This is a genomic window from Bacillus cereus group sp. BceL220 (assembly GCF_051776965.1).
Lineage (GTDB): Bacteria > Bacillota > Bacilli > Bacillales > Bacillaceae_G > Bacillus_A > Bacillus_A cereus.
Genome location: NZ_JBPWBC010000004.1, coordinates 456,305 through 469,130, shown reverse-complemented (window position 1 = coordinate 469,130; position 12,826 = coordinate 456,305). Strand labels below are relative to the sequence as shown.

Below are 12,826 nucleotides of genomic sequence, written 5' to 3'. Positions count from 1 at the left end.
TTATTGGATTCTAATAAACGGAACTCAAAACCCGTACTTTACGGTAAATAAGGGTTTTGAGTTCCGTTTTGAAAGAAAGATTAATAAAAATGGATTATTTTCTATTCAAATAAAAATTCTTTTTTTATAAAAATGTTTGATTAAAATTCACTTAGAATTCTTTAATTAACAAAGGCCAAACATCGTAACTTTTAAATAAAGTCGCGCTTTATTCAAAACAACGCGACTTTATTTAAAAGCAACAATCATAGTTGTTCCGTTAAAGGGTGATACATATTAGTCATATATATATAATATGTATCACCCTTTATTATTTAAGACTTTTACAATTTAGGTCTTGATAATAACGCTCTGTTTTAGGTCTTTTTTATTAACAATTGATGTGCATATTGGCGTGCCCATTGATCTACTTCTAAAATAGCATCTAATGAAGGATCTTTTACGTTATGATGAGCTTCAATTGTTTTGTAAATTGTTTTTTCAATATCGAAAAAGGCAATTTCGTTTTTAAGGAACAGTGCATTTGCAATTTCATTTGCTGCATTTAATACAGCGGGAGTAGTACCACCGATTTTGCCACATTCATATGCGTATTGTAGGCAAGGAAACGTCGCTAAATCTGGTTTTTCAAAATGTAAACTACCAATTTCTAGTAAATTTAATTTTTCATAGGAAGAAGGTAGCCGAGTAGGGTAATGAAACGCATATTGAATCGGCATTCTCATATCAGGGGCACCGAGCTGCGCCATAACTGATCCATCAATAAACTCCACTAAAGAGTGAATGATACTTTCTTTATGAATCATAACATCAATTTTTTCATAAGGAATATCGAATAGCCATCTAGCTTCCATTACTTCAAAACCTTTATTCATTAACGTAGCAGAATCAATCGTTAGTTTTGCACCCATTAGCCAGTTTGGGTGTTTTAAAGCATCCTTCGCTTGTAATGTTTTCATTTCTTCACGTGTTTTATCACGAAAAGCACCGCCAGAAGCTGTAACAATTAATTTTTCAATTTCCTTATTATTTTCTCCGTTTAAACATTGGAAAATAGCTGAATGTTCGCTATCAACTGGAATTAAACGACATCCGTTTTGTTTCGCAAGTTCAGTTACGATATGTCCAGCTGCAACCAAAGTTTCTTTATTAGCAATGGCGATATCTTTCTTCGCTTTTAATGCTTCAATTGTTGGGAGTAATCCCGAAACACCAACGACGGAACTTAATACAAGATTTGAATCAGGGTGAGTAGCTACCGCAATTAAACCGTCAGTTCCATATGTAATTTTTGTGTTGGTTGAAATTCGTGTACGAAGCGTGTCCGCTAATTCTTTTGTCGCAACGCTTACAATGCGAGGTTGAAACGTTTCGATTTGTTGTTCAAGAAGATCAATATTATAATTTGCGGTTAAACCGACGATTTTAAAATGTTCAGGATGGGCTGAAACGACAGCTAATGCAGATGTGCCAATGGATCCTGTTGAACCTAAAATAGATATATACTTTACCATGAAAAAACCTCCAAAGTTGTTTCGAGTATTTCTGCAAACCTATATAGTATTGGACAATTAAAGTGGAAATTCCTGCTATATAAAACGAGAAATTTAGGTTTATTTGAAAGTCAAATGTGATAAACTGTAAAAAATAACGAAAAGCAATGAAAGAGAAGAGTATATATTCGAAACTTTTCAGAGAGCTGATGTGTGGTGGAAATCAGTAAGGGATGAATGTGGAATGGGCTCTGGAGCTTCTTGCTGAAATGAGTAAGCAAAGACGGTTACTTCACGTTAAGAAGTTAAAGTGAGCTATGATGATAGCTAATTAAGGTGGTACCGCGGGAGTCTCTCGTCCTTTTTATAGGATGAGGGCTCTTTTTATTTTTGGAGAGGAGGAGTTAGGTTGAGCGAAAAAATAATGTTAACAGGAATTAAGCCGACAGGTTATCCGCATTTAGGGAATTATATTGGGGCGATTAAACCTGCATTACAAATGTCAAAGAAGAATGAAGGAAAAGCACTGTATTTTATAGCTGATTATCATGCGTTAAATGCTGTACATGACCCAAGTCAGTTTAGTAGTTATACGAAAGAGGTAGCAGCTACTTGGTTATCACTCGGACTTGGAGAAGATGTTATTTTTTACAGGCAAACAGAAGTGCCGGAGATTCTAGAATTAGCTTGGATATTAGCTTGCCTAACTCCGAAAGGGCTTATGAACCGTGCTCACGCGTATAAAGCGAGGGTGGAGCAAAATAAAGAAGTGGGTTTAGAGGTAGATGCGGGAGTGAATATGGGATTATATACGTACCCGATTTTAATGGCAGCTGACATATTATTATTTCAAGCAACTCATGTACCAGTCGGGAAAGATCAAATTCAGCATATTGAAATTGCGCGTGATATTGCGACGTATTTTAATCATACATTCGGCACGACATTTACGCTTCCGGAGTATGTCATACAAGAAGAAGGTGCCATTTTACCTGGTCTTGATGGAAGGAAGATGAGTAAAAGTTACGGAAATGTGATCCCATTATTTGCAGAGCAAGCAAAACTACGAAAGTTAATATTTAAAATCAAAACAGATTCTTCACTTCCAAATGAACCGAAAGAACTAGAAATCTTATTTACAATTTATAAAGAATTTGCGACAGAAGACGAAGTACAGTCATTACGTGAAAAATATGAGACTGGAATCGGATGGGGAGATGTGAAAAAAGAGTTGTTTCGCATTGTAGATCGTGAGTTAGCTGGACCTCGTGAAAAGTACGCAATGTATATGAATGAGCCGAATTTATTATATGAAGCGTTAGAAAAAGGTGCTGAGCGAGCAAGAAAAATCGCGAGGGTAAATTTAGCGGAAATTAAAAAACGGATTGGATTTGAGAGGGGGCGCTGAGCGTTCCCTCGTTTTTCGATATAAATTATTCTTCATATTGATACGTAGAGCAAGGAGTTCGCACTTCTTTTCCGAACTTATTAGTTGCATATATGAAAAAATATGCTAATATAGGGTTACTTATTAAACATGTTTAATAAGTAAAGTTAAAGTCACTTATTAAAGGTGTTTAATAAGTTGGCCCTATTCAATAAAAAAGGAGATGAATGTATGAAAACGGAGAAAGAAAAGATGGTGGCAGGAGAAATGTATATTGCGGATGACGAAGAATTGGTGGCTGATAGGGTGGAGGCAAAACGTTTAACACGCCTTTATAACGAGGCGATGGAGACAGGAGATGAGAGGCGTTTTACGTTATTAAATCAGCTTTTAGGTTCTTCAACTGATGGGAAAGCACAAATTAATCCTGATTTTCGTTGTGATTACGGCTACAATATTCATGTCGGAAAGAGCTTTTTCGCAAATTTCAATTGTGTGATTTTGGACGTTTGTGAAGTTCGAATCGGTGATAATTGTATGTTTGCACCTGGTGTTCACATTTATACTGCTACTCATCCATTACATCCGGTGGAACGAAACTCTGGCAAAGAATATGGAAAACCGGTAAAGATAGGTAACAATGTTTGGGTTGGCGGAGGAGCTATTATTAACCCTGGTATTTCAATTGGAGATAATGTTGTAATTGCTTCAGGGGCAGTTGTGACAAAAGATGTACCTAATAATGTAGTTGTTGGTGGTAACCCAGCTAAAGTTATTAAAACGATAGACTTATAGAAATCGTTTTTTATGAGTGCATGAATAAACAGATGTCGTATCGTATAGAAAAGGTGAAAGATGTTTCATATAAAGAAAAATAGTACGGAAAATCGTACGAAGACATTACTTACTTCTTGAAACGCTCTTTTTCGTATTTGTTTTGCCGGTTTTCTCGTTTGCTGTAAGTTTCTATCATGCCTTTCGAGAGGACTCCCACCTCTAAACGTAAGTGAAGGTGGTGAGGTGAATCGAAAGAAATATTTTATTTTCAAGAAAACAACAGAAACATACGTTCTGTTTTGCTATAATATCCTTAACAAGGAGGTGAATAAAATGACAAAGGAAAATCCGTCAAACTATAAAACTCTTCAAATTTGGATTAAAAAAGGGCATCGTATGTATTCTTATTTTCAAGAATGTTGTCATAACGCTAAGAACATGTACAACACCACAAACTTTTATATACGCCAGGTGTACACTGGATTAACACAAGAAAAAGAGTTGCAGCCTTTGCAAAAAGAAGTTCTGGATAATATTCATAAAAATATTGATAAGATGAATGACACACAACTTCTTGCCTATCAGAAGAAATTGGAAAAAGAGAAATTAAAGCCTAAAGAAGAACAGAAAGAGATTACATGTAATTTGTTTTCAGAACCTAATTTTGAAAAACCTTATGTAGATTACAACTTTCTAGATGCACTATTTAAGGCTATGATTCAAAATGATTATCGAGCTTTGCCTACGCAATGTAGCCAGTCAATCATGAAGGGTTTGTTCCAAAATTGGAAATCTTTTTTTGCTAGTTTAAAAGACTATAAAAAGAATCCAAACAAATATGCTGGAACGCCTAGGATTCCAAAGTATATTCGTTCTTCTGAAAAAGAGATTCTGTATACAAACCAAGATTGCATCATTAAAAACGGTAGATTTTTAAAGTTTCCAAAGACGAAATTGCAATTAAATATTGGGAAACTAGGTTTCACTGAAGGTAAACTGAAACAAGTTCGTGTGATTCCAAAATACAATGAATATGTAGTGGAGTTGGTAATTGATGTTCCTTCTGAACAACAAATGATTGAAGAGAATGCTCGTTATATGAGTATTGATTTAGGGATTGATAACCTTGCAACCATCGTAACAAACACAGGTATGAAACCTGTCCTTGTTAAGGGCAAACATATCAAAAGCATAAATCAATATTACAACAAAATGAAGAGTCATTTTACAAGCATTCTTAGAAATGGAAAACAAACGAATGAAGGACCTTTTACTTCTAAAAGGATAGAAAAACTTCATCAAAAACGTTACTTGAAAATAAAAGACGTCTTCCATAAAGTTAGTCACCATATCGTAAAACTAGCTCAAGAAGAAGTTTGTAAAATCGTTATTGGTCAAAACAAAAGTTGGAAACAAGAAACGAATATGGGAAAAAGAAATAACGAATCGTTTTGTCATATCCCGCATAATTTACTGATTCAAATGATTACATACAAAGCAAATGCTGTAGGCATTCAAGTTGTTGTAACTGAAGAATCATATACATCGAAAGCAAGTTTTCTGGATAACGACTTCATTCCAACGTATGGAGAAAATGACCAAAATACAACTTTTTCAGGAAAACGAATAAAGCGCGGCATATATCGTTCAGCAAATAAAACTTTAATTCATGCAGATGTAAATGCTGCGGCTAACATTTTACGAAAAGTAATCCCAAATGCATGGACAAATGGGATAGAGGGGTTAAGCGTGAAACAGCTCGCTAATGTGTTAACTCCCCTGACGTTAATCGTCCGTTAGGTCGAAACGTTAGAAACCCCCACTTCAAGCTTTGCTAAGTGGGGGAGTGTTCATTGCTTTAGAAAATGATGTATGATATATTGTCAACGCAACTTATTAAAAGTGTTTAATAAGTATGTTGATTAAGGTGGTGAGCGATTTGAGTGAACAATTTGTTACTCAAAAATCGATTAAAGAGACGATCCTTCGCGGCATTCGTACAGCTCTTCTAGAGCGAGGTAGTGCAACGAAAGTTGAACTTAGTAATACATTAGAAATCAGTTTTCCAACGATAAGTAAATTTATAGAAAAAATGAAACAAGACGGTGAAGTCACTTTAGCCGGTTTAGATGATTCAAGTGGTGGAAGAAGAGCAAAACGATATGAATATAATCCAGAATATATGTTAGGTTTAGCGATATTTTTAGAAAAAAATGAGACGAACTATACAATTTTTAACTGTTTAGGGGAAGTAAAAGAACAAGGCAGTACTTCAAGTGCATTAATCAATACGGGTCTAAGTGTATTGACAGAACATATAGAAAGTCTTATAGCTACGTTTCCAAAGATAAGTTCAATCTCAATTGGTGTTCCTGGTGCTGTCGATAATGGGCGTATTTTCTATATTCCTGGATATGAAAAGTTCCAAAATTTTAATTTGAAAAGTCACTTGGAGGAACTGTTTTCTATACCAGTAGTAATAGAAAACGATATGAATGCTGCAGTACTCGGCTATCATAAAAATACTGGAAACAATGAAAATTCCTCTCTTGTATATTTGTATTCAGGTCAAAATGGCCCAGGTGCGGGGATTATGGTAAATGGAGATGTCGTACGCGGAAGCACATTTTTCTCAGGAGAGATATCTTTCGTCCCGCAGTACGATAATAAAAATTTCTTGCAAGCTTTGAGAAGTGAAGATTCGAATAATCCAGAGGAATATAATATAGATGCTATTACTCGTTTAATAGCTACATGTATAGCTATTATTAACCCTCATGGATTCATCTTCTGTGATGATGAAGTGAACCAAATTGTAATAGATCAGATTGTAAAAAGTTGTCCGCAGTACATTCCGGCAGAACATATTCCGAAAATAACAGTGAGCAACTGGAAAGAAGATTATTTATATGGGTTAAAAAGCCTTGGACTTGATCTTATGATTACGAGAACAAATAAAGAAAATTAAATGTACTGGCAATGAAGCATCCAATTGCCAGTTGAATAACATAAAAGAAAAGGTGTCGATTATGAAAATTGAACATGTAGCAATTTGGGTGAATGATTTAGAAAGAATGCGTGATTTTTATAAACAGTACTTCGGTGGTGAAGAAAATAGCTTATATCACAATCCGAAAAAGCAGTTTGAATCTTATTTCATAACTTTTGAAGGCGGTGCGCGTCTAGAACTTATGAAGCAGGTAGGGATAGACGAGAAAGTACAAACACAAACAATAGGATATGCGCATATTGCTTTTTCAGTAGATAGTAAAGAAAAAGTGAACGAATTAACTAATACATTAAGAGAAGCAGGATACTCAGTGTTAAACGGGCCGCGTACTACAGGGGATGGTTATTATGAAAGTGTAGTAAGTGATCCTGAAGGAAATCAGATTGAGATAACAATCTAACATTATATTTACTAATAATTGATAAAAAATAAAATTTTGTTGTTCCCCCAAATGTGTACGAGAAACCTATTATTTCTGCAGAAAGGGGGACATAACGTTGAGTGAAATCATTTTTATTTTCTGTATATATCCATTGCTTGTTTGTATTGTTTCAATAGCTGGAGCATATAAAGTAGGTACATTTTATGTGATGCCAATAGTAACATTTCTTATTTTTCTTATGTTAAATGTTACAGTGCACGATCCAGCATTTTTCTTTTGGGTGGGCATGTATACTATTCTTTCATTTATTGTTTCTTATATAACTATCCTTTTTATAAAGGGATATAAAGTTGTAAAAAGAGAGCGTTAATATCATTTTGGGGAAATAGGGATTTACGGTGAACGATAACAACCTCATTTCACGTTGTAATGATGGGAAATGAGGTTGTTTGATTTCTATTTTTTATTGGAGTGATGAAAATCGCGAAGAATCTTCTCAATGACTGGATGAAGAGTACTAGGTAACTCATCAAGCGGAAAGAAACGTAATTCTTTTGACTCAGTTTTATCACATACAAGCTCCCCATAAAATTCTCGGCAAATATAAACAACGAGTACACCGTGTACTTGATCGCCATTTGGATAGATTTGAAAGAAATCTGGCCCTGAGTATGTACGGAATAGTTCTGGATTTTTAATAATAAGTCCAGTTTCTTCAAACACTTCTCGTTTTAAAGCATCTTCTAATGTTTCGTTATATTCTAAAGCACCGCCAATAATGCCCCAGCGGTTAAAATCTGTACGGAGCTGCAGCAATACTTCATCTTTTTCATTTACTATAATGGCGTGCGAACCTATTCAAATAAGTGGATGATTTCCTACTAGATTTCTCATATCTTCAATATAACCCATGTCATTGCTCCTTGTATTTAATAATAGTTAGGAAGTTCTTTTAACATTCTTTCTGTTTTACGTGCTGTAAAGGCTAAGTTATGGTCATCTTTCGTTCTAAAAAATAATGTGCGTAAAAAGGTTTTAATGTTGGCGCATAAAATACAATATTCATTAAGCGAAAGGCGTTTTCTAATTTGAGGAAGCCTTTTTATTTTTTTTTGAATAATAGAAATTAACTCGTTTTGAGGAAAATCATGATACAGCATTGCTAGTAATGGAGTAACGATGCGCTCATCTTCGTTATTATGAAAAAGGTCAGATGGAATAAAGATTTTATTTAATAAACAATGAATTAATTCTTCGTACCATTCAAAAGTGGTATACGTATTATGAACAATTTCAGTAAAGGCATCAGATACGTGAGCAAGACAATGAGCCCATCCTTTATTTTCGATATAGCCCCGAAAATCTGTTTCTAAGTTTGTGTAAGTAATGAGTTTATTTTTTATTTCTTCGATATCCTCCTCTGTACAAAAGTAGTGCGAATTAGCGAATTGGAGTATTAACGCAATTAACGAAACAGTGTAAGAACGTGTGAAAACCCCATCTGTATGTGGGGAGTAAATGTCACAATATAAATACTCATCACTTAAACAAGTTTGCAGAAGTAATTTCAGTTGATCATCCATAAGGAATTCATGATGAATGAAATGCGCAAAACATTTATATATAAGTTGGTAACGAACGTAGCTATCAGTCGTTCCGATATACTGAAGCATGTTCAAAGTTAACTCATTTACGTCTATATGCTGTAGTTGCGTATAGTCATTTTGTTGTATAAGCTCTAACTGTTGTTGCAATGCTGTAATATCCACTGGAGAACCTCCTCCGCACTTTAAAGATGCGATCTTTTCTAGTATTCTATATATTCAAGGACAATCCTGCTCATGCAAGGAGAACGATTAGAAATTCGAGTATGATATAGATGAGGGAAGAATATGACGACGATAGAACAGTTAGAAAAATATTTTAAAATAAGAAGAAATGTTTCTTCTATTATGATAAAAGAAAATAATGCAGAGATTTTTACAGAAGAGCAATTAGAGGAAATGATGCAATATTGCGTTGTTGAAGCTAAAAAAGATGGATTAGAAAAACTATATTTTGAAATCTCTTCAAAAAGTCCAAATTATGATGTGTATAAAAAATGTTTTGAAACGTATTCATTTGAATATGTTACGGAAAACATGATTGTATTTAAAGATATATATGAAGTAGAAGATGTAGAAAGTGAAATTGATTTTAAGCTTATTGAAGAAGTTGGAGAAGAGGCTTTTTATTCACTGTGGAATGAAGCGACGGGAGAACCAGTCGCTCATGATCAAGTTGTGCATATGATGCTACAAGAAATTGGTGAGCAATGGAAAGAACATTGCTTAACAGCGAGTGTCGATGAAAAGCAGATAGGAATTGTAATCCCGCATATTGAAAGAGGTACGTTAGAAGAAGGGAAACTTATGTACTTCGCAGTTACTCCAAATATGCGTAATAAGGGATATGAAGAGGCATTATTTGCAGGTGCGATGTTTGTCTTAAAGGAAATAGGTGCATCTTATTATATTGGTGAGACAAATATACAAAATGAATGGATGAAGGATGTTTTTGAAAAGAACGGATGTCAGTTGCTGAGTTGTACTGAGCGGTATGTGAGGGAGTTTTAAGATATACTCTGGGACACATCTAGTGGGAACCCGTGTACAAATTTTGAACAAGTAAAAGAACTTTTCGCCTGTTTGTAAGATAAAAAGAAAAATGAGAACGACAAAGTAGTTATTCCTATAATACAATAGAGTAAGATTTGACTATAAGAGAAAGCGTTGGTGAAAGAATGGAGCAGCAAAGAAATTGGCTACAAGCAACTGTAGAGAGAAATGAAGATAATACGTTACAAATAAAATGGGAAAATAATATAGAAGAAGTTCGTATTTATTGGAGTACTTCACCAGAACATATTGAAGAAACTGGAGAATTACTTGCAACGGTAAATGGAGAATTATCATATACAATTGAAAACCCGAGTGAAAATGAACGTCCATATTTTAGATTAGTAGGAAGTAATGGACAAGCAGTAACAGTAGCTGAGCGTAGACTGCCATTACAAGGCGCATTTAACTTCCGTGATATGGGAGGATATGAAACGACAGAAGGCCGTAAAGTGAAATGGGGCAAATTATACCGTTCTGAAGAATTAGCAGGACTAACAGAATGGGATATTGCGTATTTACAAAAGTCTGGTTTAAAGTTAATTTGTGATTACCGTACAGACTTTGAAGTGAAGCATAAGCCGAATCCAGAAATTACGGGTGCTCGTCAAGTGTGCTTACCAGTTATGCAAGACTTAGCGAAAGATCTAAATATAAATGAATTTTTCCAAGTTGGTGACCTTTCTATGTTAGGAAAACCAGGTGAGTATCTTGTGAAAATGAATCAAGATTTCGTAAGTGGTAACGAGGCATTCGTGAGCTTCTTAAACTTAGCGCAAAACCCGGAAAACTTACCATTAGTAAACCACTGCACAGCTGGAAAAGATCGTACTGGATTTGGTTCAGCGCTTTTATTACTTTTACTAGGTGTACCGGAAAAAACAGTAATGGAAGATTACTTATTAAGTAACGGATTCCGTGAAAAGCTAAATGAAAAAATGATGGCCTTTTTAGGTGCGAAATTACAAAATGATGAGAGCAGAGCAATATTAGGTGCAATGTTTGAAGCGCGCGCCGAATATTTACAAGCTGCGATTGATGGAATCAAAAAGCAATACGGATCAGTTGAAGCATACGCCGAAAAAGCTCTTGGCTTTACGAAAGATTCGTTAGAAGAAATGAAAGTGTTATTGCTGGAAGATTAATAATGAGAAGGAGGCTGATTTGGATTAGCCTCCTTTTACTATTGTTGTTATAATTTTGTTAATGAGGATGTGTTGTGCACTGAGGAGAAAATGGATGAAAAGAACTTAAGAATCGGGGGATAAAATGATTCATACACGTGTAAAAGCAGAGGGGTTAAGAGAAAAGCTGGTAACAATACTAAGTCAAGAGTATAAGGAACTAGCTATTCAAGATTTAAAGGTGATTGGAACGGGAGTGCAAAATATTGTTTTTCAAGGAGATTCAGAAAAGGGGTCTTTAGCATTTCGAGTACCGTGGGAAAGGGAAGTGGAAAATATAAATGAAGACTTATTTAACAGTCGGATTTCGTTGCAAAAGGAAGCGGAGCTGTCTAAGTATTGTCATTCAAAAGGTATTCCAGTACCAAGGATACACGGATTGCATCTTTCAATCGAACTTGATTTTTTAATTTCGGATTGTGTGTATGCTGATCATATGCCAATTTCCGCATGCAAAATAGGGGAGTTAGTGAGCAAGCTTCATAGTATGCCAATTGATGGTTTGTATTACAAACAAAATATTAGAGAGCCCATTAGTAAGTATATAGCAGAACGAATTGTGAAACGGATAGAAGGGTTTAATACAATCACGAACTGTAAAATTAATCTTCCGGATACAAAAACAATTGAATATATTCTTAGTACAGCAGATCATGTAAAATGTTTATTACATATGGACATTCGACCAGCCAATTTAATCGGGTATAATGGAGAAGTTAAAGCAATAGTTGATTGGGATAACGCTTTAATTGGTCATCCATTATTGGAGCTTATGAGAATAGCTGAAACAAATGAGGTTAGTTGGGATGAATTTAAAGATGGATATAAGAATGATAGTATCTTTAATGTTACTCCTCATATTGTTAGTTTATTTTATAGACTAGATACAGCAGTCATGCTAGCAAACTTATTTATAGCACATTTGAAAATAAAAGATAAAGGTGTATTCTATAAAGAGCGGGTTAAAGCGCTTCATCACGAAATATATAAAAGTTTATAAGCAATGAGAACGAAGCTTTTAAAATAGGAATTGAGGAGAACATCATGAAATACAAATTTATATTATTCGACGTAGACGATACATTATTAGATTTCCCTGAAACGGAAAGGAATGCATTACACAATGCGTTTGTACAGTTCGGCATGCCTACAGGGTATAGTGATTATCTTGCAAGTTATAAAGAGATTAGTAATGGATTATGGAGAGATTTAGAAAATAAAATGATTACGCTAAGTGAATTAGCAGTAGATCGATTTAGACAATTATTTGCACTTCATAATATAGACGTAGATGCACAGCAATTTAGTGATGTATATCTTGAAAATTTAGGGAAAGAAGTACATCTTATAGAAGGCGCAGTACAATTATGTGAAAATCTACAAGATTGCAAGTTAGGTATTATTACGAATGGATATACGAAGGTGCAACAATCAAGAATCGGAAATTCGCCTTTATGTAATTTCTTTGATTATATTATTATTTCTGAAGAAGTTGGTCATCAAAAACCAGCACGTGAGATTTTTGATTATGCATTTGAGAAATTCGGAATTACGGATAAATCAAGTGTACTAATGGTTGGAGATTCGCTAACTTCTGATATGAAAGGTGGAGAAGACTACGGCATTGATACGTGTTGGTATAATCCGAGTTTGAAAGAAAATAGGGCAGAAGTTAAGCCGACTTATGAAGTGGAGAGTCTTCTGCAAATTTTAGAAATTGTGGGAGTGGTTCAAGAAAAGGCAACCTCATTTTAATTGTGTTGAAATTTGATGAATCGTCGATATAATTTCATATACTAAGATATGGAACAAAAAAGATGGCACCAAGTCAAAACAATTTTACTGAAGAAAACAGAAATAAAATCAGAACCATTTAAACAAGCTGGAATTAAAATTGAGGGTTAATGTGGAGAAGGTTTTGGAAAACAGAAATAAC

13 protein-coding genes and 1 other annotated feature are annotated in these 12,826 nt (G+C 34.6%); of the genes, 10 read left to right on the top strand and 3 right to left on the bottom strand.

The window, feature by feature from the left end; translation table 11 throughout:
• Positions 1-356: 356 nt before the first annotated feature.
• Positions 357-1,514 (bottom strand): 1-deoxy-D-xylulose-5-phosphate reductoisomerase, encoded by a 1,158-nt coding sequence (locus tag ACS2FK_RS14445; protein ID WP_063548042.1) that lies wholly within the window; start codon positions 1,512-1,514, stop codon positions 357-359.
• Between the two features lie 137 nt (positions 1,515-1,651).
• Positions 1,652-1,859, top strand: a binding site (T-box leader).
• Between the two features lie 43 nt (positions 1,860-1,902).
• On the opposite strand from ACS2FK_RS14445, the gene ACS2FK_RS14440 reads away from it, so the two are divergent.
• From ACS2FK_RS14440 to ACS2FK_RS14415, 6 genes are all read left to right on the top strand, one after another.
• Positions 1,903-2,901: a tryptophan--tRNA ligase gene (locus ACS2FK_RS14440; protein WP_063548040.1), complete on the top strand. Its 999-nt coding sequence runs from the start codon at positions 1,903-1,905 to the stop codon at positions 2,899-2,901.
• A 210-nt stretch (positions 2,902-3,111) separates the two neighbouring features.
• Positions 3,112-3,675, top strand: coding sequence for a maltose O-acetyltransferase (locus ACS2FK_RS14435; protein ID WP_000845630.1), 564 nt, complete (start codon positions 3,112-3,114; stop codon positions 3,673-3,675).
• A gap of 315 nt (positions 3,676-3,990) precedes the next feature.
• Positions 3,991-5,457 (top strand): RNA-guided endonuclease InsQ/TnpB family protein, encoded by a 1,467-nt coding sequence (locus tag ACS2FK_RS14430; protein WP_063548038.1) that lies wholly within the window; start codon positions 3,991-3,993, stop codon positions 5,455-5,457.
• A gap of 139 nt (positions 5,458-5,596) precedes the next feature.
• Entirely contained in the window at positions 5,597-6,625 is a 1,029-nt protein-coding gene (locus ACS2FK_RS14425) for an ROK family transcriptional regulator (protein ID WP_063548036.1), read from the top strand.
• Positions 6,626-6,686: 61 nt separating this feature from the next.
• A complete protein-coding gene (locus tag ACS2FK_RS14420; protein WP_000687573.1) occupies positions 6,687-7,067 on the top strand; it encodes a VOC family protein in 381 nt (126 codons plus the stop codon).
• A gap of 97 nt (positions 7,068-7,164) precedes the next feature.
• Positions 7,165-7,419, top strand: coding sequence for a YbeF family protein (locus ACS2FK_RS14415; protein ID WP_001289515.1), 255 nt, complete (start codon positions 7,165-7,167; stop codon positions 7,417-7,419).
• 86 nt (positions 7,420-7,505) lie between these two features.
• Here ACS2FK_RS14415 and ACS2FK_RS14410 read toward each other — a convergent pair whose 3' ends face one another.
• On the bottom strand, positions 7,506-7,907 hold the full coding sequence (locus tag ACS2FK_RS14410) for an NUDIX hydrolase (protein ID WP_230387353.1): 402 nt from the start codon (positions 7,905-7,907) through the stop codon (positions 7,506-7,508).
• A gap of 71 nt (positions 7,908-7,978) precedes the next feature.
• Complete coding sequence (locus ACS2FK_RS14405; protein WP_053563955.1) at positions 7,979-8,818, bottom strand: DUF2785 domain-containing protein; 840 nt, start codon at positions 8,816-8,818, stop codon at positions 7,979-7,981.
• A gap of 123 nt (positions 8,819-8,941) precedes the next feature.
• Between ACS2FK_RS14405 and ACS2FK_RS14400 the strand changes: the two genes are divergently transcribed.
• The 4 genes from ACS2FK_RS14400 (at position 8,942) to ACS2FK_RS14385 (ending at position 12,645) form a co-directional block, all read left to right on the top strand.
• Positions 8,942-9,664, top strand: coding sequence for a GNAT family N-acetyltransferase (locus tag ACS2FK_RS14400; protein ID WP_023522529.1), 723 nt, complete (start codon positions 8,942-8,944; stop codon positions 9,662-9,664).
• 167 nt (positions 9,665-9,831) lie between these two features.
• Complete coding sequence (locus ACS2FK_RS14395; protein WP_063548034.1) at positions 9,832-10,851, top strand: tyrosine-protein phosphatase; 1,020 nt, start codon at positions 9,832-9,834, stop codon at positions 10,849-10,851.
• A 124-nt stretch (positions 10,852-10,975) separates the two neighbouring features.
• A complete protein-coding gene (locus ACS2FK_RS14390; RefSeq protein WP_063548032.1) occupies positions 10,976-11,890 on the top strand; it encodes a phosphotransferase family protein in 915 nt (304 codons plus the stop codon).
• A 44-nt stretch (positions 11,891-11,934) separates the two neighbouring features.
• On the top strand, positions 11,935-12,645 hold the full coding sequence (locus ACS2FK_RS14385; RefSeq protein WP_063548030.1) for a YjjG family noncanonical pyrimidine nucleotidase: 711 nt from the start codon (positions 11,935-11,937) through the stop codon (positions 12,643-12,645).
• Positions 12,646-12,826 lie beyond the last annotated feature (181 nt).